This window comes from Veillonella parvula, from assembly GCF_902810435.1.
In the GTDB taxonomy this organism is placed as follows: Bacteria; Bacillota; Negativicutes; order Veillonellales; family Veillonellaceae; genus Veillonella.
This window is the reverse complement of record NZ_LR778174.1, coordinates 1,885,130-1,909,004: the sequence shown is the minus strand read 5'-3', so window position 1 is coordinate 1,909,004 and position 23,875 is coordinate 1,885,130. Positions and strand designations below refer to the sequence as shown.

Below are 23,875 nucleotides of genomic sequence, written 5' to 3'. Positions count from 1 at the left end.
TAAAAACTCATAGTCTATGCATGAAAAGCATAGACTATGTTTTTTTTATATTTTCAATTCACAGTGGACAGGAGTATACTGTGTATAGACATAAAATTCTATAGAATGTTAAATTGATAATTTTATAGAGAAATAGTTTGTTAGTTATACTTTTACCAAGACCGAACGGAACGATGCCGCAGTGCTTGGAATGATCAAGTGATATGAAGGAGTGCACGTTATGGATATGAAGCAAAGCACAATAGAGCAACAACGTCTAGATCAAGCTAGACTTGAAGCCAATGGTATGTACAGTAGCCAATTTGAAAAGGATGCGTGTGGCATGGGCTTCGTTGTTAATATTAAGGGGAAAAAATCTCATGATATTATCGACGATGGTTTACGCATTTTAGAGCGCTTGGAACATCGTGGCGGTGCCGGTGCCGACAAGGATACTGGGGATGGTGCCGGTATTTTAGTACAAATCCCACATGAGTTCTTCAAGCGCGAGTGTGAAGTGCTTGGTATTAATCTACCTGCAGCTGGCGAATATGGCGTAGGTATGGTCTTTGCCCATAAATATGAAAGTCTCCGTAACGAGCAAAAACGAATTCTCGAAGAGGTCGTACGCGAAGAGGGGCAAGTTGTTCTCGGCTGGCGTGAAGTACCGGTAGATGGTACAAAGGTTGGTAAAGAGGCTGCGGCGATTCGTCCTTGGATGATTCAAATCCTTATCGGCAAAGGCCCAGATGTAACTAACAATAAGGAATTTGAACGCAAATTATATATCATTCGTAAATTGGCGGAAAAACGCATTATTCCATTGAGCAAGGAATTGTCTAGCGATTTTTATATTGCCTCCTTGTCTTCTAAAACAATCGTATATAAAGGTATGTTAACACCTGGTCAATTGCGCGACTTTTACCTTGATTTGAGCGACCTTGATTTTACCTCCGCATTGGCAATGGTTCACTCCCGCTTCAGTACGAATACATTCCCAAGTTGGGCTCGAGCACATCCTAACCGTTTCTTAGTTCACAATGGTGAAATCAACACCATTCGCGGCAATGTAAACTGGATCAATGCTCGTGAAGGTAAAGCGGAATCTCCATTGTTCCCAGATATCAAAAAGGTATTCCCTGTAGTAGATGATAGCGGATCTGACTCTGCTATGTTTGATAACACATTAGAATTCTTGCACATGACAGGCCGCTCCTTGCCTCATGCGATTATGATGATGATTCCTGAGCCTTGGGAACGCAATAATCTCATGAGTCAAGAAAAACATGATTTCTATGAGTTCAATAGCTTTATGATGGAACCTTGGGATGGTCCTGCGGCTATGGGCTTTACCGATGGTACAGTTATCGGCGGTGTCCTTGACCGTAACGGTTTGCGTCCTGCTCGTTACTATGTGACAACAGATGATCGCGTTATCATGGCCTCCGAGGTTGGCGTTGTAAACGAAAATGCTGAAAACATCCGCGCTAAAGGCCGTTTGGAACCAGGTAAAATGCTACTCATTGATACAGCGGAGCAACGTATCATCTCTGATGAAGAAATCAAACATCGTGTCGCTACTGAATTACCATACAATGAATGGGTAAAGGAACACGTTATTCATTTGTCTGAAATTACGCAAGCCGATGAAAGTACAATTCCAACAGTAGATGATTTATTCAAAGAACAACAAGCTTTTGGTTATACCCAAGAAGACCTTGTGCGCATGATCGTGCCTATGGCAAAAGATGGGAAAGATCCTGTTGGTGCCATGGGAGCGGACGCGCCTTTAGCTATCTTGTCAGATAAACCACAATTGTTATATAGCTACTTCAAGCAAATGTTTGCGCAAGTAACGAATCCTCCAATTGATTCTATTCGTGAGGAAATGGTTACATCTACACGGGTTATGCTTGGTAACTCTGGGAATTTAACAGAACCTAACAAAGCTGGTACCTATGCATTGTCCATGCGTACCCCAATTCTTACAAACCAAGAATTGGCATCCATTAAAGCTCTTGATTGCCGTCGCATGAAATCTGTAACCTTGCCAATCCTATTTGATCCAACTAAGGGTGCCGAAGGCTTGCGCGATGCATTAGATGAATTGTGTGCTAAGGCAGAAGAAGCAGCTCGTACAGATCAAAATGTATTGATTTTATCTGATCGTGGTGTCGATGAACATCATGCGCCAATTCCAGCGTTGTTGGCTGTAGCAGCCGTTCACAATCACTTGATTAGCAAAGTATTGCGTACAGAAATTGGTCTCATCCTTGAATCTGGTGAACCTCGTGAAGTACATCACTTCTGTACATTAATCGGCTATGGTGTAACAGCTATCAACCCATACTTGGCGCTTGAAACTGTACGCGATTTACAAGCTCGGAAACGTCTTGGCGATATTACACCAGAACAGGCAGAAAAGAACTACATCAAGGCCGCTGTAGGTGGCATTATGAAGGTCATGTCCAAAATGGGTATTTCCACAGTTCGTTCCTACCACGGTGCACAAATCTTTGAAGCGTTGGGCTTGAATACTAACTTCATTAATAAGTTCTTCGTAAATACACCAACACGTATTGGCGGTATTGGTCTTGGTGGGGTAGCACATGAAGCATTAGCTCGTTTTGAACGTGCTTTCAAATCCGATGAAACAGTACTCGAACCAGGCGGTTGGTATGGTCCTGTAAAAGATGGGGAAGAGCATCTATTCAATCCTAAGACAATCGAGCTTTTACAAGAATCTCTTATCAACGGCGACTACGCAAAATATAAAGAATATTCCAAAGCGATTCGCAATGATTACCACGTTACATTGCGTTCCTTGATGGAATTGAACTACCCTGTAGGTGGCGGTATTCCTATCGAAGAGGTTGAACCTGAAGAATCCATCGTAAAACGCTTTAAAGCTGGTGCTATGAGCTACGGTGCGATCAGTAAAGAGGCGCATGAAGCCATTGCCATCGCTATGAATCGTTTAGGCTCCACATCTAACTCTGGTGAAGGCGGCGAAGATGTAGATCGTTTTAAACCATTGCCAAACGGCGATAGCATGAACTCCGAAGTAAAACAGATTGCATCTGGTCGTTTTGGGGTAACCGCAAACTACCTCATTCATGCAAAAGAATTGCAAATCAAATGTGCTCAAGGCGCTAAGCCAGGTGAAGGCGGTCAATTACCAGGCAAAAAAGTATATCCTGAAATTGCCAAGGCTCGTCACTCCACTCCAGGCGTTGAGCTCGTATCTCCACCACCGCATCATGATATTTACTCCATCGAAGACTTGGCAGAGTTGATTTACGACTTGAAATGCGTCAACAAAGATGCGCGTATTTCCGTTAAATTGACTTCTGAAGCAGGTGTTGGCACAATTGCTGCTGGTGTTGCGAAAGCAAAAGCAGATAACATCTTGATTTCCGGATACGATGGTGGTACAGGTGCAGCAGGTCGCACGTCTGTAAAACATGCAGGTGTACCTTGGGAACTTGGTCTCTCTGAAACTCATCAAACCTTGATGCTCAACAGATTGCGTGACCGTGTTCAATTAGAGGTAGACTCCAAGTTGATGACTGGTTTTGATGTGGCTGTAGCAGCCATGCTCGGTGCTGAGTTATTCGGCTTTGGTACATTGCCACTCGTTGCGGTGGGCTGTAAAATGGCTCGTGTATGTAATCTTAATACATGCCCTTACGGTGTAGCTACACAAGATGAAAAATTGCGTGCTCGTTTCACAGGTAAGCCTGAATATGTTGAAAACTTGATGATTTTCATCGCACGTGAATTGCGTGAAATCATGGCTCGTTTAGGTATTTGCTCCGTAGCTGAGCTCGTTGGTCGTATCGATCTTGTGCGTCAAAAATCTCAAGATGATAACTTCAAATTGTCTCGCGTTGATCTTAAACGCATATTGTTCCGTCCATACATTGATTCCTCTGTGGGACATATGCACATGGTTGACCAAGATCACGAGTTGGAACGCACCTTGGATATGTCCAAACTTTTGCGTATGTGCCGTCCTGCTATTGAGGATCAAAAACCGATTCGCGCTAAATTGGCTATCACTAACATCAACCGCGTTGTAGGTACCTTGGTTGGTTCTGAGGTGACACGTCGTTATGGTGAAAGCGGCTTGCCAGACAATACAATCAAGTTGAATTTCGAAGGCTCTGCGGGTCAATCCTTCGGTGCTTTCATTCCTAAAGGCATGACACTAGAACTTGAAGGTGATGCGAATGATTACCTCGGTAAAGGCTTGTCCGGCGGTACTATCACTGTATATCCACCTAAGAAATCCATCTTTGAAGCTGATGAAAATATCCTTATCGGTAACGTTGCCTTCTATGGTGCAACCTCTGGTACATCCTACATCAACGGTGTAGCTGGTGAACGTTTCGCCGTACGTAACAGCGGTATCACTGCCGTTGTGGAAGGCGTCGGCGACCATGGCTGTGAATACATGACTGGTGGCGAAGTGCTCGTACTCGGTAAAATTGGCCGTAACTTTGGAGCAGGTATGTCCGGTGGCTATGCGTACATCCTTGATTGCGATGAACGCTATGTCAACACAGGTCTCGTAGAATTACGTACTGCCAATAATGATGACCTTAAACGCATTAAAGAACTAGTAGAACAACATGTATTGCATACTAACTCTGCTAAAGGCCGTCACATCTTAGAAAACTGGAATAACTTTGTAAACAGATTTACAAAAGTTGTGCCTGTAGCCTATGAAGAAATGCAAGCTGCTATTGAACGCTTCAAAGAACAAGGCTTATCCTTAGAAGAAGCACAATTGGCTGCATTTAAAGAGAAATATGCAAAATAATTTTTAATTTGATTGAATATCGTTTGGATAGGATATATGAAAAGCCTCTATAGCTTTGACTATAGAGGCTTTTTCATGTATAATATTTGTATTGCAATATTGGATCATGGCAGTTCTCGGGCCTGTGCAATGGAGGCCTGTGAATCGTGTCAGGACTGAGAGGTAGCAGCACTAAGCGGTAACCTTCATGTGCCACGGGGACCCCGGGGGCTGTCGTGATCGAATATTGCAAGGCGGCCTGTAGGGCCGCTTTTTTTATGTCTAATTGATGGGCTCAAATGACTAGTGTAAATTACTGATAAAACTCTATAAAATGAGTCGGATTTTCTTGAATATGGTATAATAAAGTATTGCAAGTTTCGGAAAAAAGGGGGTGTTCCAATGGCATATATTGCGCTATATCGTAAGTATCGTCCGCAGACATTTACCGATGTAGTTGGTCAGCATCAGGTGTCTGATACATTGATGCGCGCTATCCGGGAGGATAAGGTAGCTCATGCCTATTTATTTGCCGGTCCGCGGGGGACTGGTAAGACGAGCATGGCGAAGATTTTTGCGCGCGCTATCAATTGCGAGCAGGGGCCAACGGATCACCCTTGTAACGAGTGTAGTGCTTGTAAATCGATTTTGAGCGGACAGTCCATGGATGTTCTTGAAATTGACGCCGCATCAAATCGCGGTATCGATGAGGTGCGTGCTCTTCGTGAAAGCGTCAAATTTATGCCTGTTGAAGGGCGTAAAAAGGTTTTTATCATAGACGAAGCCCACATGCTCACTACAGAGGCGTGGAACGCGCTTTTAAAAACAATCGAAGAACCTCCTGCTCATGTGATGTTTATCTTTGCCACTACAGAAATTGAAAAATTGCCTGTTACTATCGTGTCTCGTTGTCAGCGCTATACTTTTAGACGCATTACTTCTGATGACATCGCACAACGGTTATCTTACGTAGCAGAAAAAGAAGGCTTTGGTCTTGATTCTGCGGCGGCTCAGCTTATCGCTGTTCATGCAGATGGTGGTTTGCGTGATGCCTTGAGTATTCTAGACCAATGTGCAGGTATGGCAACGGGCTCTATTACACCGCAAGTGGTGGAAGAGTTAATCGGTCTCGTAAGTAAGGAATGGATTATTCACTTCCTAGATGCTTTGCGCAACGGCGATGGCCCTAAAGTATTATCCTACGTTCACGATGCATTGGCGGAAGGTCGCGATGCGACGCAGATTATGGAAGCCCTCATTCAACATGTGCGTGCCTTGCTCGTTGGTAAGGTGGCTCCTGATGCGGATGAGCTCAAGGTATACGATACCTTTAAGAATGAGTTCCTAGCTCAGGCCAATAGTGTTGATTTCAATGAACTTAACCAATATGTACGCAGTGCTCAATCCATCATGAATGATGCGAAACAAGTGGACAATCCACGAACCATCATCGAAATGGGTCTACTCGTGCTTTGTGCTAAATTAGGCTCTGTTGATGAAAGCTTAGAAGATCGTGTATATGCTCTAGAAAGTGCTGAGCGATCTGAACGAAATGATTTATTGAACCGCATGGCTCAATTGGAACAACGAGGCCCAGCGGCTCCTACACCAGCTTATAGTGCTAATGCATTTGGTCCACCTAGCGGCTATGCGAACAGCTTTGTTCCTGTAGATAATGCTGCTGTACAGAATTCTTCCATGAGTAGTATTCAAAATACTGCTGTTGGCACTGTGCCACCTCCAAGCAGCGTAGGCATGACACCACCGCCTGCGAGTATAGGTATGACGCCTCCACCGATGGGAGCACCAGGTAGTACACCGCCTCCGATGAATGGAGTGGGTATGGCTCCGCCACCAATGGGCGGCGTTGGCATGGCGCCACCACCGAATAATGGAGACCCAGTTTCCCGAAAAAACACGAGAAACCAAGCTAAAGGTCGCGGTAAAAAAGGCATTAGTACACAGGCCATCATTAGTGACCAAATCTTGTCTGCTCAAGAGTATCGCAATGTACAATCCAATGTGATTAAATACTTGAAGGATAGCAATCGCAATATGACCTCTACCGTTATCGGTCAAGGTCAGCTGGTGTACGTAGACCAAAGCAAGGCGGTCATGGCCTTTAAAAATGCATTGCATCTCAATGTAATGACCAATGAAGTGAATTTGGCGGAGGCGGTTGATGCTTTCACCTATACACTGGGCTATGCAGTACATGTAGAAATCGTGGATGCTCTCACGCAAGTTTATAAAGACTATAAAAAGGCTGCTGGTAGCACCACACAACGCCAAGTAAAAGCACCCCAACGACCACAAGAACCGATGGTTGACGTAAAGACGACTTCAGGTGCGGAACCGACACAAATGGATTTAACCAATAATCCGCAAGAGAGTAAGCCTGATTCTGCAGCCGTGGACGCGGCTAAGGCTGCGGCGATGGCATTCTTAGCTAAGAAAACCGGCGGTGCCGTTGCAAATACGGTAGTTAGTGATAGTGCGAATACAACTACAATAGATGCATCAGAAACTGCATTAGGAGCTGGCGTAGAAACAGAGCCAGCATCCAGTGGTGATGTGCCAATTACATCCTTTGATGGTAGTTCTGCGACACAGGTGCCAGATGGTGAAATTTCTATTGAGTCTTTAGCAGGTTCTATAGAAGGGGATGATATTCCGGTTCATTCCTTTGATGATGTGCCTGTAGACGATATGGAGGGTTCTTATGTATCATCCTTAGATGATATGCCACCACATCCATTAGATAGTGTGACTGTTATCAGCGAGGATGGCGAAGTGTTAGAGCGCCCTATGGATAGCGGTGCGCATATCGAGGTTGAAGCTGTCCCAAAGTCTGATGGGGGTGAACCTCGTGAGGGAACCCCATACCAAAGTGATGGAAATACAATGCTTTCACCAGCACCTATTGAAGTAGAAGCAATCGATAGCGTTACGGTGGCTCGAGAATACGCCTGGGATCCAGAGCATATGACAGAAGAGGAACGAAACAATCCTCTCTTGGCGGAAACATTAGAAAAATTATCTGAAGACCATGACATCATAGTCGAGGTTATCGAAGAATAGATAAAAAAGTAATTGTTATATAATAACCTTTGGCCTTGGGGCTATTAGGTGACACATATGTAATAAATCTATGTCATATATTGTTAATGATATGGACTTAGAATATTAGTATAGGACGATGTCCTAAAAGGAGGAAATACAATGTTTGGTAAAGGTATGGGCAATATGACTGGCATGATGAAAAAAGTTCAAAAAATGCAAGCAGATATGAAGAAAATGCAAGAAGAGTTAAAAACTCGTACTGTAGAAGCTTCCGTAGGTGGCGGTGCCGTAACTGTTGTGATGAATGGCGAAAAAATCATCGAATCTTTGAAATTGAACCCAACAGCAGTGGATCCTGAAGATGTAGAAATGTTAGAAGATCTAGTAATGGCTGCGGTAAACGAAGCTAGTAAAAAAGTAGACGACCTCTTGGCTCAAGAAATGGGCAAGGTAACTGGTGGTCTAAACTTGCCAACAGGTTTATTCTAAATGACAAACGCTTTAGAACGGCTCGTAGAACAGCTGCGCCGCTTACCTGGTATCGGTTCTAAGTCGGCTAGACGCTTGGCTTATCATTTGGTAGAAATGCCGAAGGAAGAGGTAGACCGCCTCGTGGAAACTATCGTAGAAGCGAAGGGGGCTACGCGTCACTGTTCTATTTGCTTTAACTTATCAGCTCAAGATCCTTGCGAATTCTGTAGCAATCCAAATCGCGATCAAACGACAATCATGGTTGTTGAAACATCTCGCGATGTCATTGCTATCGAGCGCAGTGGTGATTACAAGGGCTTGTATCATGTATTGGAAGGTGCCTTGTCCCCTATGGAGGGCATCGGTGCTGACGATATTCGCGTAAAAGAATTAATTGCACGCCTTCGCGATGGTGTTGTACAAGAGGTTATCCTCGCGACAGACCCGGATGTCGAAGGGGAAGCAACAGCTCTGTATTTGGCGAGATTATTAAGTCCAAGTGGCATCAAGGTAACGCGAATTGCCCGCGGTGTTCCTGTGGGTGGCGATATCGAATATGCCGATGAATTAACGCTAGGCGGTGCCGTAGTGAACCGTCAAGAAATGAAAGGATAGTAGTATGGGAGCTTTATTAGCATCACCGATTATATCGGCGGTTATTTCCATTGCTGTAGCCTACATTGCTTTCAAAGTAGCATTTTTCACCATTAAACGGGTGGCTATGAATGTTGTGATTGGTGGGTTAACCTACTGGGTATGCGTTCATATACTTAATATTCCAATGGATATTGGGGTGGGTATTTGGGCATTAACAGCAATTTTAGGCCCTATTCCTATGGTCTTAGCTGCTATATATTACGGCATTAAATAACAGGAGGTTTTTATGCTTATCAATCGTGAACAACAACGCGTTATTGATGAAGTGGAACAGAATATCCTCTTGTTAGCGTCCGCTGGGACGGGAAAAACGAATACACTTGCTTATCGGGTGGCTCATCTCATCGAGGGTGGCTATGCGAAGGCGGAGAATATCTTGTGCATGACCTTTACGAACAAGGCCGCAAACGAGATGAAAGGCCGCATTCAATCGCTCGTGGGCAGTCCTGCAAAGGCTGTGGAGGTTAGTACATTCCACAGCTTTTGCTTTTTCATTCTCCAACAAGAGGGCAAGCGCAACGAAACCTTGTACACGGATGTGACCATCTTTGACGAAGAAGACTGCAAGGAACTCTCTGAATCGTACCGTCCTGGTAAATTGCGAGAAATGTCCTTTGCTAATGTTATCTCCATGGTGAAAGAATATCGTTCCTTATATGGCTTTTATTCTGATGATCTCGTAGGTGACTACAAGCGGACAATCGAACGCTTACAGAAGGAACAGCGCGAAGCCATTGAGCAGCAATTCTCTAGCTTTGGTAATGTCCTCTACAGTGAACTCCATGATTTCTTGAACCATGGTCACGAATGGATTGCTGCGTATGATGAAAGCTTAGCTTCCGTGTACGGCCTAGATTTTACAGACCTCATCTGCGGTGTTCATCGCCTATTCCAAGACCCTGTAGTTCGCGAGCGCTGGCGCAGTCGTTACAGCTATATCTCTGTAGATGAAATGCAAGATACAGGCGTACTGGAGTACAAGGTTCTAGAAATGCTGTGGGAAGGTAATCACGTGCTACTATGTGGCGACTATTTCCAAACGATTTACGAATGGCGTGGCTCCGATCCGTTCCGCTTGCTCAAGCAATTTGATGCGGATTTCAAGCCTTTAAAAATTATCTTCTACGAAAACTATCGTTCTAATTGGACACTCTTTACGATGGCTTTCAAAACCTTACAAAATATGTTCCCTGACCTGGTTGGGTCTATTTACACTGAATTGCCTCGTGCCAATAGTGAAAGCAAGGGTAAGCCTGTTCTCATTAAAGGTTGTAAAAATAGCTACCTTGAGGGCCGCTATATCTACGAAGCTATCTGCGCATTACCGAAGGATGCTAATATCGGCGTTCTCGTGAGGGATAATAAAAAGGCACAGCAGCTAAGTGATTCTTTTGAACGTCTTAACGGCGAACGACCTGAAGAGGAGCGCCGTCACTTCATGATTATCGACGAGTTCAAATTCTTTAGACGTCAAGAAATCAAAGACGTTATGGCTTACTTTAAACTGCTTATGAACCCGAATGACTCCGTCAGCGCTAAGCGCATTATAAAACGTTATGTTGCTGGCATCGGTGACGCTCGTATCGCTGCGATTGAAAGCCCTGAGACGCGTCAAGTAGGTTTAAAATTGACGGATTTCATGGATATGCCTATCTTTGAGGCGGAGCCTTATGCAAAGCTCGTAAGTGGGCTCGAACAGCATGAAGTAGTTGTTTATGACGTGGAGAGCACCGGTACAGATACGGCTCAAGACCGCATCATTCAAATTGCGGCCATTCGCATCGATGAAAATGGACAGGTCTTAGAGACCTTTGAACGCTTTATCAATCCTGGTGTACCTGTTGGTCAATCCGAAGAGGTACACGGCTTCTCCGATGCGTATTTACAAGAGCACGGCGAAGAGCCAACTGTAGTGTTACAAGCCTTTAAGGAATTCTCCAAGAATGCTATTATTATAGGTCATAATGTAAACTATGATGTAAGCATCTTTACGAATGAATTGGCGCGCCATAACTTAGGTAATCCCGAGTTCAAGGCCATTTATGATACCCTCGATATCTACCGTCGTTTCTACCCTAATTTGCCAAATCATAAATTGGGTTTTCTGGCCTCTACATTCCCTATAAACCACGTCCCGACTCATAATGCGATGGACGATATTTTAGCCACTGCACAGCTTTTAATCTATGCGGTGAAAGAAAATATCGTACCAACTACAACGGGTCGTATGGTAGCTATTAACAAATATAAGGCAGCTTTCACCAATATCGCCTCTCAAATGGCGACCTTGCGTAGAAAAGCCTATACGGAGATGCCAACGAAATTATTGGCGTACATCATGAATCAAATGGGGGTTCTAGAATACTACAAATCTCATGGAGAAGCTGCTAAAGTAGAGTATATACGTGATTTATATCGCATCATGGAAAAACTAGATGCGGCTTATGAAGGGCCAGCAGGACTAGCGCGGTTAAATCAAATTTTGCAGCTCGCAGCTCTCACGGCGGGCGAGCCTGCACAACAGGTGCGAAACGAAGACCGCATTCCTATCATTACTATTCATCAAGCAAAGGGGAGCGAGTTCGATTACGTATTCTTAGCGGGACTCAACGAAGGTATGTTCCCAAGTCCCTTTGCCATTGCAGAAGGTCGTGATGATGAAGAAAAGCGCTTGTTCTATGTGGCCATCACTCGACCTAAACAAGAATTGGCCATTACCTTTGAACAGACGAGTATAAGAGGTCGAGCGGTTCAACCAAGCTCGCTACTCAACTATATGCCACGAGACCCTGATCTCGTAGAAAGGAGATACTAATGGCGCGAAAAACACATCGTCCTGACGATATTCTGTGGACCGTGACCGCTGCAGATATAGACGCTGTGCTTAGTCAGAAATATGCAAGACAAAAGCTAATAGGTAATGGACAAGATATATCACGTAAAAATCGAGATATATCGAGTAGCAATCAAGACATGTCAAGTGGTGATCTAGAACATACTGGCGAAGCATGTGATATTTCACTCGGTGAAGTGTTAGATACTAAATATCCTCGAAAGTCCTTAGCTAAACTCTTTGAAGAGAAATTAATCCATATTAATGGGCATAAGGCTACATCAAAGGATGTAATTTCCGTAGACGATGAGATCTGGATTGCTATGGCAAAGGAAAAAATAGATCACGACCCTATCGAAATGGACTTACGCATTCTGTATGAAGATACTGATCTCCTTATTGTGGATAAACCAAGTGGTGTGACGGTAAACTCTAAAGACCAAATATCCCTTGCCAATGGGGTGGCGTACTATTTTAAAGAACATGGTATCAAGCGAAAGGTACGTTTCTTGAACCGTCTCGACAGAGATACGACGGGCTGCATTGTCATTGCAAAAAGTGGGTTAGCACAAAGTATTTATCAACAGCAAATGGATGATAATACCTTTGAAAAGTGGTATATGGCGACTGTGGAAGGCATTGTAGAAGCCGATGAAGATTCTTTGGTATTTCCTATGGAACGCAGTGCTGATGGGGTTCATTACGAAGTGAATCCTAAGGGAAAAGAGACTCGTACAGATTTTTCCGTCCTATGTAGACATTCTTCCCAGCCTGTGGATAACTCTGTGAATAAGTCTGAAAATTCTGTGGATATAGGACTAAAAAATGTGGATATAGAATTAGTAGATGTGGATAAAAATAATCCAAATGTGGACAAAACTGTGTATAAGTCCAATAAATGTGGATATACTGAGGTTTTAGTTCGTTTGTACACAGGGAAAACACATCAAATTCGAGTAGCTTTCAGCCATTTAGGGCACCCTCTTGTAGGAGATACATTATACGGTGCACAACCTACGGGACAGCCATTCCAATTGCGCGCTCAAAAGGTAGTATTTACACACATTCGCACAGGAGAGCATATTACGGTTATGGCATAATCTGATCTGGTTAACTCGTTACGTAATACAAAATACTAGTTTGTTAGTCATAAGTTTGTACTATACATTGTGAAGTCACAATACATCAAAGTTCCTAATTGAGAAATGAGAATTATTGATAATTCAGTAAAATCAATAAGTTTAAAAATATTTTTCAAGAAAAATAATGACAAATGATAATCGATAAGCTATAATATAAATAGGAGCAAATCGATATAGTTCAATTTAAGAACTATAAATCAGAATGTAAGAGGTGTAGTATGATTTTACAAGATAATGGTGCAGCACGTAATCGGGGGATTACGCTTGCCAGTATAAAAGGCATTATAGGTAATGTCGTTCTCGTTATTTTTAAAATGATTGTGGGCCTTGCGTCTAATTCTATCGCCATCATCCTTGATGCAGTAAATAACTTAACAGATGTATTGTCCTCTGTATTAACTATTGTGGGTACGAAATTAGCCGCCAAAGGGGCTGATAAGGAGCATCCATTTGGTCATGGTCGTATAGAATATATGACTACTATGGCCATAGCTTTCATCATTCTCGGTGCAGGTATTGGATCCCTTAAGGAATCTGTGGATAAAATTATCCACCCTGAGGTATCTACATTTGATATTCCAGGTCTTGTTATCATCGCTGTTGCCATCGTGGTGAAAGTAGTGATGGGCCGTTACATCAAGGCACAAGGAGAAAAATATAAATCCGATGCGCTCGTAGCATCTGGTATAGATGCCCTTTTTGATGCGGTGATTACCTTTGCTACATTGGTATCTGCAGGCTTAGTATTTTTCTTTAACTTTGATATTCAAGGTTATGTGGGCGCTGTTATTTCTGTTTTGATTTTAAAAGCGGCGTATGATATTTTACGTGAAATGTATAACCATTTGCTCGGTGTTCGGGCAGATGATAATTTAATCCGTAATATTAAAGAAACTATCGCACAGCATCCGAATGTGGGTGGTGTATATGACTTGGTATTAAATAGCTATGGTCCGGGAGAAACAATTGGTTCCGTTCATATTTCTGTACCAGATTCTATGACAATGGCAGAAGTTCATCCATTAACAAAGGGCATTGCGGTTCATCTTTATAAAAAGTTTGGCATCAATATGACCGTTGGTGTATATGCTGAAAATAAACCAAGTGTAGAAGTACTTGAAATTAGAAAAGCTCTTGATCAAGTTATTAGTTTATATACACATGTAGTACAAGTACATGCCTTCTACGTACAAGAAGAAAAGAAGGTTATCTACTACGATATTATCTTTGACTTTGACGAAGAAGATCCACATGGTACATTGGAAAAAATCAAGGCAGAAATGCAAAAACGTTACCCTGACTATACACAATTCGCTATTGTGGATACGGATTTTAGTAACTAGTTTAGTAATATTGATTTTAGATATCTAAGCGAATAGAAACTTCTAAGTATATCTCTTTACTATATGGGATAATTTCATAACTAATATTATAAAATTAAAGGCTTTTACCAGTAATTGACCGAATATAATCGGTCAAGAATCGGTAGAAGCCTTTTCTTTTATTAATCGATAGATTTAGTTATACTATAGGTAAGAGAGGTGGTCCTATGTTGCAATGGATAAAGAAACATTATATTGTAAGTTTTTTAATTATCCTTATTCTTATTTTGTGTGCCTTACACCTCAGTGGTACGAGAAATGAGAAATGTATTTTACCAAAACAAGGGATAATTTTAGAAAAGGATATTACAGTTGATATTAATCGTAATCCTAATGCAATCTTAACAGTTATAAATGCAAGTAATTACTCTGAGTCTTATGCCATTGATGTATTACCTATTATGAAAAAATATAACTGTTATATTTTTGATTATCTTATCGTTAACGATGAATTATATCTGCTTGCACGCTCTAATGATACTATTTCTAATATGAATTTGTATCCGCTTTTGATTTTGAGGGTCACTGATACATCTTTGACTGCTAATGTTATAGGATATGATTTTGATAAGTTTTCTGCTTCCTTAGACTATATCAATGGTAATATTATAGCCTCTAATAGGGAGGGAAAATATATTTTAGATGCTACTTTATCTGCTACTAAAATAGTTGATACAGATCCACGTTTGGTTCAACAAAAGAAAGTAAGTAAACATGGTATTAAAAATGATAAAGTAATATTAGATTCTCTTATTCCTAGAGAATTATATATAAATGGTAAGGTAGGAGATACTTATTTACTAACAGTTACTTCTCTTATATATGCGAAACCAAATATGAATTTACCTTTTGAGTTTTTTAAAGCAGAACAGTATTATGGTATTCCTATATATGAAAATATGATGTTGTTTTGGAATGTTAAGACTAATAGAATGGAAAGTTATGATAATCTAAAGTCTATAACTTCTTTCAATATAAAATATATGGATATGAATTATAATACTGAACTTTTCGAACAATGGAATCAAATAATTAAGAATGTAAATACTGAAAAATCAAATTAACTTGATAATATATAGTTGAATGAATATAATATATTGTATAAAATGTAATTTGTGTTGATAAATTCTCTAAGGAGAGATGGAATGAAAAAAATTGCTCTTACCTCATTAGCTGTAATGGCGGTTGTTGGCGTGTTTGCGATTCAGCCTGTAGATGCAAAAAAGGTAGAACAAGATCCAGTAATGACACCTATTGAAATGCCTATGAATGATGAAATTCAACAGGTTAATGGTGTATCTAAGTCTACTAATCAAGAAACACGACGTTTGTCTAATAATTTAGCACAAGCTACAAAAATGATGATTAAGAAGAATTGGAAGATTATTTATATTAAAGCAGTCCCTGCGGGGGATAAGGATGCTGTGCGCTTCTATTACAAAGATAATAGAGGGCAAGTATATAATGGTCAAATCATTAGAAATACAGGCCTATCCAAGGGTAAATATAAGGCTGGTTCTTTACGTCAAATAGAGGCATTGCAAGAATTAGTTAACCATTTGCAACAGAATGGTCAAGAAGTACCATCCTCTATTGATATCATCATCACTCAAGAAGGCTATCGCATTAAGACTATCTTTAATTACAATGAAAATATAAATAATCTACCAGCGTATCAACAACAATATGAACAAGAAAACTTCCCGACTATGAAGTAATAGAAAAGCCCGTGCTATGCACGGGCTTTTGTTAGATTACGTAATCATCGGAATCGTCTTTTTTAGGTTTTTTGTAAATTTCTTTTACACCAGCCATTTCAATGAGTTCTTCTCCAAGCGCATCTTCATCGTCCGTGTTGAGCATGGAGTAGAAGGCCCAAAGAATGATGAACCAAATTGGTGTGAACAAGAGGGCAATTCGCGTATCTTCATTTAAGGCTAGAATGGCTAGAACAAAAACAAAGAAAGCTAGGATAATGTAATTCATTACAGGGTATAGAGGCATTTTGAATTTAGATTGTGCTGCTAGTTCAGGATTTTTCTTACGATATTTGAGGTGACAAATAACCATCATGGCCCAAATAAAGATAAAGCAGAACGTGGAGATTGATGTAATCATAACGAATACTGCTTCAGGCATTACGTAGTTGAGTACAACTGTAATCAATAATACGGCTGCCGAGAAAATCGTTGCTTGGTATGGCACACTGCTGTGCGTCAAGCGACGCATTGAGCTTGGTGCATGACCGCGTTTTGCCAAGGCATAAATCATACGGCCTGTACTGAAGATACCAGAGTTTGTAGCAGAGGCTGCAGAAGTAAGAACAACGAAGTTTACGATACCTGCGGCGGCTGTAATGCCAACGGCGGTAAACACCGCTACAAATGGACTTGCAGCAGGGTTAACGGCAGTCCAAGGGTAAATACTCATGATAATGGCTAAAGAGCCTACATAGAATAAAATAATACGCAATGGGATATTGTTTATGGCCATTGGGATAACCTTTTCAGGATCTTCTGTTTCGCCAGCCGTTAAACCTACGAGTTCTATGCCTGTGAAAGCAAATACAACCATTTGGAATGATAGGATAAAGCCCATCGTTCCATTCGGAAACCATCCTCCGTAATTCCACATATTGCTAAAGGCGGCGACGCCAGCATCTGTGGTGAAACCAGTAACAATCATGATGATACCGATAATGATAAGAGAGATAATAGCAATTACCTTAATCAAGGCAAACCAGAATTCCATTTCGCCAAAATATTTTACAGCTGTCAAGTTCATTAACAGCAAGGCGACTAGAACAAGTAAGGCTGGTATCCATTGAGGAAGCCACGGTATCCAGTATTGCATGTAGAGGCCTACGGCTGTCAAATCCGCCATGGCTAGTGAAAGCCAGCAGAACCAGTATGTCCATCCCGTGATAAAGGCTGCTCGATCCCCTAAGTAATCTTCTACAAAGTCGATAAAAGAGTGGTGATTTAGGTTAGATAACAATAACTCGCCTAGTGCTCTCATAATAAAGAAGCACATAACACCTGTTATTAGGTAGGCGAATATGATGGATGGACCAGCCAAGTGAATGGCGCGACCGGAGCCTAAGAATAGGCCTGTACCAATAGCACCGCCGATGGCGAGCAGCTGTACATGCCGGTTCTTAAGACCCCGTTTTAACTGATGCGTATCAGACATAATAAAGACCTCTTTTCTACAAACTATCTATAAATATAAAGGCTATGGATTACCATAGCTTTAACAATCTATAGAATCTTTAAAACTATTTTTTTATAATACAGTATCTATCCTAAAAAGTCAAATGTATTTTTACAGTAGACAAAAGGTCTGATGATTTTCTGATGAGAGTATACCCTTATATTGATAAACTCATAGAATATCTTTTTTATGAAGTTAATTGACGAATAATATAAAATAATTTATAATAAGTACACTTATAATAAAACACTAATAAAAAAGGAGGATATAAAATGGAATTTAGTTTTAGTTTGAACATAAAAGCGCCAAAAGAAGCTGTGTGGGCGTACTATGCGAATATCGAAAAATGGTATGACTGGGAAGAGGATCTAAAAAATATTACATTAAACGGTAAATTTGAGACCGGTTCATGTGGTACAATGGAGCTTGAAGGCATGCCGCCTATGGAATATCAGCTTACTCTTGTAAAACCTTTTGAAGAGTTTTGGGATAAGACTGAAACTCCATTTGGTGCTATTCTTTTCGGACATCAAATAATTGATAATCATGACGGAAGTGTAAATGTAAAGCATACTGTAAGCTTAGAAAGTGAAGATAATCAACATTTGGAATTTTTAAGTCAAGTTTTTTCGGATGTTCCTCAATCTATATTTATTCTAAAAAATTGTTTAGAAAGATAAGGTGATTGCTGTTTGTTTACATCAAAATATAAAGACAATTCAGAAAAATCAACAGGATTATTGTTCATGAGGGTGTACAATAAATGGCATTTTACTATAAAACAAGCGTTAAAAGAGTTGAACTTAACACATCCTCAATTTGTTGTTTTAGCGTCTCTTGCTTATCTATCACAACATGATAACGAAGTTACACAAGTTATGATTTCAAAACTTTCAGGGATAGATGTTATGACGGTATCTCAAATATTGAGCTTATTGGAAAAACGTGGTTTTGTAGAGCGAAAAGAGCACTCTAGAGATACACGTGCGAAAGCTGTTCTTTTAAATGAAAAGGGTAGTGCAATATTACAAAAGGCAGTCCCATTAGTTGAAGAGATTGATGAAATCTTTTTCGGAAAGCTGAATAGTGATGAGGCTCAATTTAAACATCTTCTTGGCAGATTACATGAAGCGTAATGTGTATCAATTTTCCGATTCTTGTGGAGGCTATTATGAGACGTCAAGATCGTATGGTTACAAATATAGATGAAATTAAAGATATTTTAAACAGCACGCGTATCATTCACCTAGGCATGATAGATGGTGATTACCCTTACGTGGTACCTTTGCATTTCGGCTATGAATTTATAGATGATGTACTTCATATTTTTGTGCATGGATATCATGAGGGGAAGAAGTTTAGTTTGATTCAAGCGAATCCTCATGTATTTATCGAAATTGATGGTGATGATGAGGCTCTCGTTTCAGGTGGAGATATTCCTTGTAAATATAGTTCAGTCTATTCCAGTGTAATGGGCCGAGGAGAGGCTGCTTATTTAGAGAATATTGATGAAAAAGCTCATGGTTTACAGGTGTTGATGAATCATCAGACTGGTCGAGAATTTACCTTTAGTGATGCCATGGTAAACTCTGTGGGCGTAGTTCGAATTAAAGTTGTAGGCTATACCGCAAAGAGACGAAGACAGCTTGAACAAGATATTATTATGCCTCCATTAAATAAATAATGACAAAACATCCTATTGAACTCTATTGTAATATAGCGTTTAGTAGGATGTTTTATTATGTATAACTAGTTAGAATTAAAGCAGCTAATGGCTCATAACTATACTTTCACAATAGGAAAGATAAAAGTTTTATGAAGTAGCTAGGGCAACAGAATAGGTGGCATGTTTTTGATATAAATAAGAAAATATATCATTATATGTGTAAAGTATATCAAGTTTTTATAAAAGGAGAGATCATGAAGAAGCTTATATATAAGTCCGTTTTAGCTGCTATGGCTGTAGGATTATTGTGTGCAGGATATGTTTCAGCTGATGTTGTTAATGATTCAATATCTACCGATAATGTTGGGGTTTCCGCTGCCGTTACATTTGATATGCCTAGAGTTCATCCTGATTCAGCAATTAAAGCATTACCAAGAAAGACTTTATTAGAGTGGCCTATGAAAACGCAAGAAGGGGCTCGTAATTGGAAAGGAATAGTAGAAGCTGCACAGCAACTGCCGTATGAGGTCAAGGCGCCTAGCTATATACCTTATGGTTATCAGCTCTATACAGCGCGTCAAGATCAAAATGATGTATTAGAGGTTGTATATTATAAAAAAGGTGTGACTATCTATCGGGATGGGAAAAAATATATAGATAGTATTATGGCATATAGAATGGGATATTCCTTAGATATCGTAAGAGATACACCATATGTTCCATCTGAGTACGGCGATATTGAATGGTCTAAATCAGGTGATTCTGGTGATGTTTATTTTACAGGTAATCCTGAAACACATATGGTTCGCAGCATTTCGTGGACGAAGGATGGGATGGCTTATTCTCTATTCTTCTTAGAACGGGTGAAAGAGGCTGATGCGGAATTCTATAAGGAGCATGTGGTACCGTTGAAAAGTATTGATAGCTCTCGTTATGAACTAGTTGGTAATTATCCGATAACACCGATTAAACTTAAAACTATTGAAGAAATAAAAGAGGAACATGTAGTGCCTATGAAAGCATAGACTGGTGTGATTTATTAATGGTACGTAATACTCTTGAAAGTCAGTGATCTGAGTTAAAAAATGTAATAGATAAATGATTACTTCGGTAATATATACTTATAAATATCTAAATTTAGAGAGAGCAGAAATTATGAGATTGAAAATAACAAAATCATTATTAGCCATGGTAATATTAGCTACCGTGATAGGCAGCTTTGGAGTACAATCAGTTAGTGCGTTATCTCCTTTAGTGGATGAAAATGGACATACAGTTACCACTGATACAGTGGAAAAGAATAAAGAACTAATGAATCGCTATCGGTGGTATGATCAACTTGATAATGGTGATATCCTAGAGCGTAATATTGAGGCAACTACTAATTATTTTGGATATGATTTACAGATTCCATCTTACATGCCTGAAGATTATGCAGTACGTGATGTAAAGTCAAGAGATCATGACGTATTAGAAATCGTGTATACGGAAACGGGCCATAATGGAGAATATGGTCAGAAATTAACCTTCTCTAATACAGATATTGTGTATCGCATGGGGTGGGCTATCGATACCGTGGTAAAGCCTATATTGGAAAAGACAAAATACAATGCTGATGATGCCGTTAGCTTTACTACCCCTAATGGAGTCCCTGTACATACTTTAGGCTCTAGCAACGACTCTGTTCAAATTGCTTATTGGGAAAAAGATAATAAAGTATATATGCTCTACTTTGCCTCTACAAGAAACCAAAACTTTGTAAGCAAAATTGTAGACTCTGTAGGGCCTCTTACTAACGTAGCCGCTGATGATACTCGATTACGTGGTGAACGCAATGATAAGCAACATGTTGAAGAAAACGATGCGCAAAGTGTTAAACAAAATGGTGAACAAGATAGACCTCATTTTGAAACTATTGGTTTGCCACTGCGTACACATACGAATTCTGAGTGGCCTATACTTACGAGTAAATCCATCGGCTTACCTAGCGGTGTAATTGATGCATCTCGTAAGCTGTCCTATAACGTATCTGTACCAAGTTACTTGCCTCTTGGCTATACATACTATGCTACACATTTTTATGATAATGATGTATTAGAAACTGTATATTGGAAGGAAGGTCAAGAATATCAAGAACGCAGCGGACGTTGGGTAAATCATACGATGGTCTTTCGCATGAGCTACTCTATGGATACGGTATGGCCTGAAGAATATGTTCCAATAGAATATCATGACGTACAGTGGATTGACTCTACCCCAACAGGTGATGTGCAGTATACAGGTGATGTAAATAATGGCTTAGTTCGCAGTATTACTTGGTACAAGGATAATATGGCATATTTCTTGTTCTTCCAAGTGCCTGTGAAAGCATCTGAAGCAGAGTTTTATAAAGATCATGTAGTACCATTAAAAGATATTGATCCAAGTCGTACAGACTTAATCGGTGTAAAAACAATTCGTTAATACTAAACACTAATAAGACTCTATAGCACGATTCAGTAATGCCATACGATGTTAGCGTTTAGTAAAAGAGTACATAATAAAAAGAACCTATCTCCTAGATATTAGGGTAATATCTTTGGAGATAGGTTCTTTTAGTGGATGTAATTTACATATATTTTGTTCTTAGGTATTAGTGATTTTATAGCTATCGAATATAAAGTAGCTTTCACTAATAGCATAATCATGGGCATACATTAATTAGAAGAATACATAACGGATGATAACAAGTAGTGCTAATACGTACATAATCCAGTTAACTTCTTTTGCACGACCCGCAATGATTTTGAGTAGAGGGTATGCAATGAGACCTGCAGAGATACCGTTAGCGATGCTGTATGTGAACGGCATCAATACGATAACGAGGAATGCAGAGAAGCCTTCTGTCCAATCATCGAAGTCAATATTGCGAATGGCACCTAACATGAGGGCACCTACGATGATAAGAACAGGAGATGTGGCTGCATTTGGAACCAAGGATACCAATGGAGCCAAGAATAAGCAAATTAAGAAAAGTACGCCTGTTGTGACAGCTGTTAAACCTGTACGGCCACCAGCCCCTACACCTGCCGCACTTTCAACGAAAGCCGTAATTGTAGAAGTACCGAGCAATGCACCGGCACTAACACCGATAGCATCTACGGTCATGGCTTTACCAAGACCGGGGAATTTACCAGATTTAGGATCTGCGATTTTCGCCTCTGTAGCGGTACCAATCAAAGTGCCCATAGAGTCGAATAATTCTACAAATGTGAAGGAGAAGATAATCGTAATCAAGCCCATGTGAAGAGCACCAGGAATATCTAATTGCAAGAATGCTGCTTTGGAGAAATCAGGAACGGCTAATACGGTGAAGTTCTCAGGCATTGTGGAAAGGCCTGTCGCATAGGAGATGATTGTTGTTACTAAAACGCCGATCAAGAGCGAACCTTGAATTTTGCGAGCCATCAATAAAGCTGTAAAGATGAGGCTAAATAGTGCCAACAATGTTTCACCACTGTGCAAATTACCGAGCGTTAAAAGAGCCTCAGATGCTGGAGGAACTAGATTACCATGTGTCTGTACGACTTGACCCAAGGAGTTTGGAGACAAACTTATGGAGATAGCCATCAAGCCGGATAACTTTAAACCGATGATAGAAATGAAAAGACCAATACCAACGGTAATGGCAATTTTCATGGAGGCTGGGATACCTTCAACGATCATTTGTCGTATTGATGTCAATGTTAATACGAGGAAAACGAGACCAGAAATGAATACCGCACCTAATGCTGTTTGCCAAGATACGCCCATACCGAGAACTACGGTAAAGGAGTAAAATGCCAAGAGGCCAACCCCTGGAGCGAGAGCAATTGGGTAGTTTACGAATAAACCCATAGCAATCGTCACAAGACCTCCACCTAAGGCTGTGGCAATGAGGACCGCATCCTTATCCATACCTGCAAGACTAAGAATGTTTGGCGCCAAGAATAGGATGTACGCCATCGTGATAAACGTAGTGATACCTGCTAAAATTTCTGTTTTAACGGTTGTACCACGTTCACTGAGTTGAAATAATTTATCTAACATTAGATAAAATCCTCCCTATATGAAATTAAAATCATACCTAAATAAAGATATTTCGATATATGTATAGTGTATCATATTTCCCACCATTTTTTGTATGAATTTGTGATATACTATTAATATATTATGAATGATATAGAGGTTAACTTATGAAAATATCTACAAAGGGGCGTTATGCCTTACGGATATTGGCGGATATTGCAGAACATGGGGTAGAAAAAAATGTACCGATTCGTGAGATCGCAGAACGCCAAGGATTTTCCGATAAATACTTAGAGGGGATTGTATCTCGTCTATCCTCCGCGGGCCTCGTTAAAAGTGGACGTGGCAAATACGGTGGATATCGTTTGGTGAAAGATCCATCTGAATACAATGTATATGAAATTTTATATGCCGCAGAGGACTCCATTGCTCTCGTGTCTTGTTTAGAAGATGATGTAGAACCGTGTCCTATGTTTAATGACTGCTTGACAGCTCCATTGTGGCAGTATTTACAAGATGAGTTCCGACATGTTATGGAACATGTTTCCTTGCAAGATGTAATGGATCACAAATTTCCAACGGAATAATTGATAGCTTTTAAAGTTTTTGTATGAGCAA

The 23,875-nt window shown here is 40.4% G+C and carries 18 protein-coding genes and 1 other RNA gene; 17 read left to right on the top strand and 2 right to left on the bottom strand.

The window, feature by feature from the left end; translation table 11 throughout:
* The first annotated feature begins 220 nt into the window (after nt 1-220).
* The 11 genes from gltB to FNLLGLLA_RS08685 all read left to right on the top strand — a co-directional run bounded on the left by gltB (nt 221) and on the right by FNLLGLLA_RS08685 (nt 16,049).
* Complete coding sequence (gene gltB, locus FNLLGLLA_RS08735; protein WP_021148599.1) at nt 221-4,804, top strand: glutamate synthase large subunit; 4,584 nt, start codon at nt 221-223, stop codon at nt 4,802-4,804.
* A gap of 113 nt (nt 4,805-4,917) precedes the next feature.
* An RNA gene (gene ffs, locus FNLLGLLA_RS09890) (signal recognition particle sRNA small type) lies at nt 4,918-5,017 on the top strand.
* A gap of 168 nt (nt 5,018-5,185) precedes the next feature.
* Nucleotides 5,186-7,864 (top strand): DNA polymerase III subunit gamma/tau, encoded by a 2,679-nt coding sequence (gene dnaX, locus FNLLGLLA_RS08725; RefSeq protein ID WP_156697297.1) that lies wholly within the window; start codon nt 5,186-5,188, stop codon nt 7,862-7,864.
* A gap of 141 nt (nt 7,865-8,005) precedes the next feature.
* Entirely contained in the window at nt 8,006-8,335 is a 330-nt protein-coding gene (locus tag FNLLGLLA_RS08720; RefSeq protein ID WP_008714816.1) for a YbaB/EbfC family nucleoid-associated protein, read from the top strand.
* On the top strand, nt 8,336-8,932 hold the full coding sequence (recR, locus tag FNLLGLLA_RS08715) for a recombination mediator RecR (protein WP_004694915.1): 597 nt from the start codon (nt 8,336-8,338) through the stop codon (nt 8,930-8,932).
* A 4-nt stretch (nt 8,933-8,936) separates the two neighbouring features.
* Nucleotides 8,937-9,188: a hypothetical protein gene (locus tag FNLLGLLA_RS08710; protein WP_004694917.1), complete on the top strand. Its 252-nt coding sequence runs from the start codon at nt 8,937-8,939 to the stop codon at nt 9,186-9,188.
* Nucleotides 9,189-9,200: 12 nt separating this feature from the next.
* Nucleotides 9,201-11,789: a 3'-5' exonuclease gene (locus FNLLGLLA_RS08705; RefSeq protein ID WP_174892376.1), complete on the top strand. Its 2,589-nt coding sequence runs from the start codon at nt 9,201-9,203 to the stop codon at nt 11,787-11,789.
* Complete coding sequence (locus FNLLGLLA_RS08700; RefSeq protein ID WP_174892375.1) at nt 11,789-12,907, top strand: RluA family pseudouridine synthase; 1,119 nt, start codon at nt 11,789-11,791, stop codon at nt 12,905-12,907. The genes FNLLGLLA_RS08705 and FNLLGLLA_RS08700 overlap by 1 nt, the downstream gene beginning before the upstream one ends.
* Nucleotides 12,908-13,167: 260 nt before the next feature.
* Nucleotides 13,168-14,292 (top strand): cation diffusion facilitator family transporter, encoded by a 1,125-nt coding sequence (locus FNLLGLLA_RS08695; protein WP_174892374.1) that lies wholly within the window; start codon nt 13,168-13,170, stop codon nt 14,290-14,292.
* Nucleotides 14,293-14,498: 206 nt separating this feature from the next.
* On the top strand, nt 14,499-15,395 hold the full coding sequence (locus FNLLGLLA_RS08690; RefSeq protein ID WP_156697292.1) for a hypothetical protein: 897 nt from the start codon (nt 14,499-14,501) through the stop codon (nt 15,393-15,395).
* A gap of 81 nt (nt 15,396-15,476) precedes the next feature.
* Nucleotides 15,477-16,049: an immunity protein YezG family protein gene (locus tag FNLLGLLA_RS08685; protein WP_156697291.1), complete on the top strand. Its 573-nt coding sequence runs from the start codon at nt 15,477-15,479 to the stop codon at nt 16,047-16,049.
* Between the two features lie 31 nt (nt 16,050-16,080).
* On the opposite strand, the gene FNLLGLLA_RS08680 is transcribed toward FNLLGLLA_RS08685, so the two are convergent.
* Nucleotides 16,081-17,523, bottom strand: coding sequence for an amino acid permease (locus FNLLGLLA_RS08680; protein ID WP_101928516.1), 1,443 nt, complete (start codon nt 17,521-17,523; stop codon nt 16,081-16,083).
* Between the two features lie 293 nt (nt 17,524-17,816).
* Here FNLLGLLA_RS08680 and FNLLGLLA_RS08675 point away from each other — a divergent pair, with 293 nt between their 5' ends.
* The 5 genes from FNLLGLLA_RS08675 to FNLLGLLA_RS08655 all read left to right on the top strand — a co-directional run bounded on the left by FNLLGLLA_RS08675 (nt 17,817) and on the right by FNLLGLLA_RS08655 (nt 21,673).
* Nucleotides 17,817-18,224, top strand: coding sequence for an SRPBCC family protein (locus FNLLGLLA_RS08675; protein ID WP_174892373.1), 408 nt, complete (start codon nt 17,817-17,819; stop codon nt 18,222-18,224).
* A gap of 66 nt (nt 18,225-18,290) precedes the next feature.
* Nucleotides 18,291-18,680 carry a MarR family winged helix-turn-helix transcriptional regulator gene (locus tag FNLLGLLA_RS08670; protein ID WP_232054984.1) on the top strand — a complete coding sequence of 130 codons (390 nt, stop codon included), beginning with the start codon at nt 18,291-18,293 and terminating at the stop codon, nt 18,678-18,680.
* A gap of 35 nt (nt 18,681-18,715) precedes the next feature.
* The gene (locus FNLLGLLA_RS08665; protein WP_012864855.1) at nt 18,716-19,228 is read left to right on the top strand and encodes a pyridoxamine 5'-phosphate oxidase family protein; all 513 of its coding nucleotides are present in this window, start codon (nt 18,716-18,718) and stop codon (nt 19,226-19,228) included.
* A 236-nt stretch (nt 19,229-19,464) separates the two neighbouring features.
* Complete coding sequence (locus FNLLGLLA_RS08660) at nt 19,465-20,235, top strand: hypothetical protein (RefSeq protein WP_012864854.1); 771 nt, start codon at nt 19,465-19,467, stop codon at nt 20,233-20,235.
* A gap of 130 nt (nt 20,236-20,365) precedes the next feature.
* Nucleotides 20,366-21,673: a hypothetical protein gene (locus FNLLGLLA_RS08655; protein ID WP_174892372.1), complete on the top strand. Its 1,308-nt coding sequence runs from the start codon at nt 20,366-20,368 to the stop codon at nt 21,671-21,673.
* 237 nt (nt 21,674-21,910) lie between these two features.
* Here the strand turns inward: FNLLGLLA_RS08655 and FNLLGLLA_RS08650 are convergent, their stop codons facing one another.
* A complete protein-coding gene (locus FNLLGLLA_RS08650; protein ID WP_174892371.1) occupies nt 21,911-23,278 on the bottom strand; it encodes an NCS2 family permease in 1,368 nt (455 codons plus the stop codon).
* 146 nt (nt 23,279-23,424) lie between these two features.
* On the opposite strand from FNLLGLLA_RS08650, the gene FNLLGLLA_RS08645 reads away from it, so the two are divergent.
* Entirely contained in the window at nt 23,425-23,844 is a 420-nt protein-coding gene (locus FNLLGLLA_RS08645; protein WP_008602288.1) for an RrF2 family transcriptional regulator, read from the top strand.
* Nucleotides 23,845-23,875: the final 31 nt, after the last annotated feature.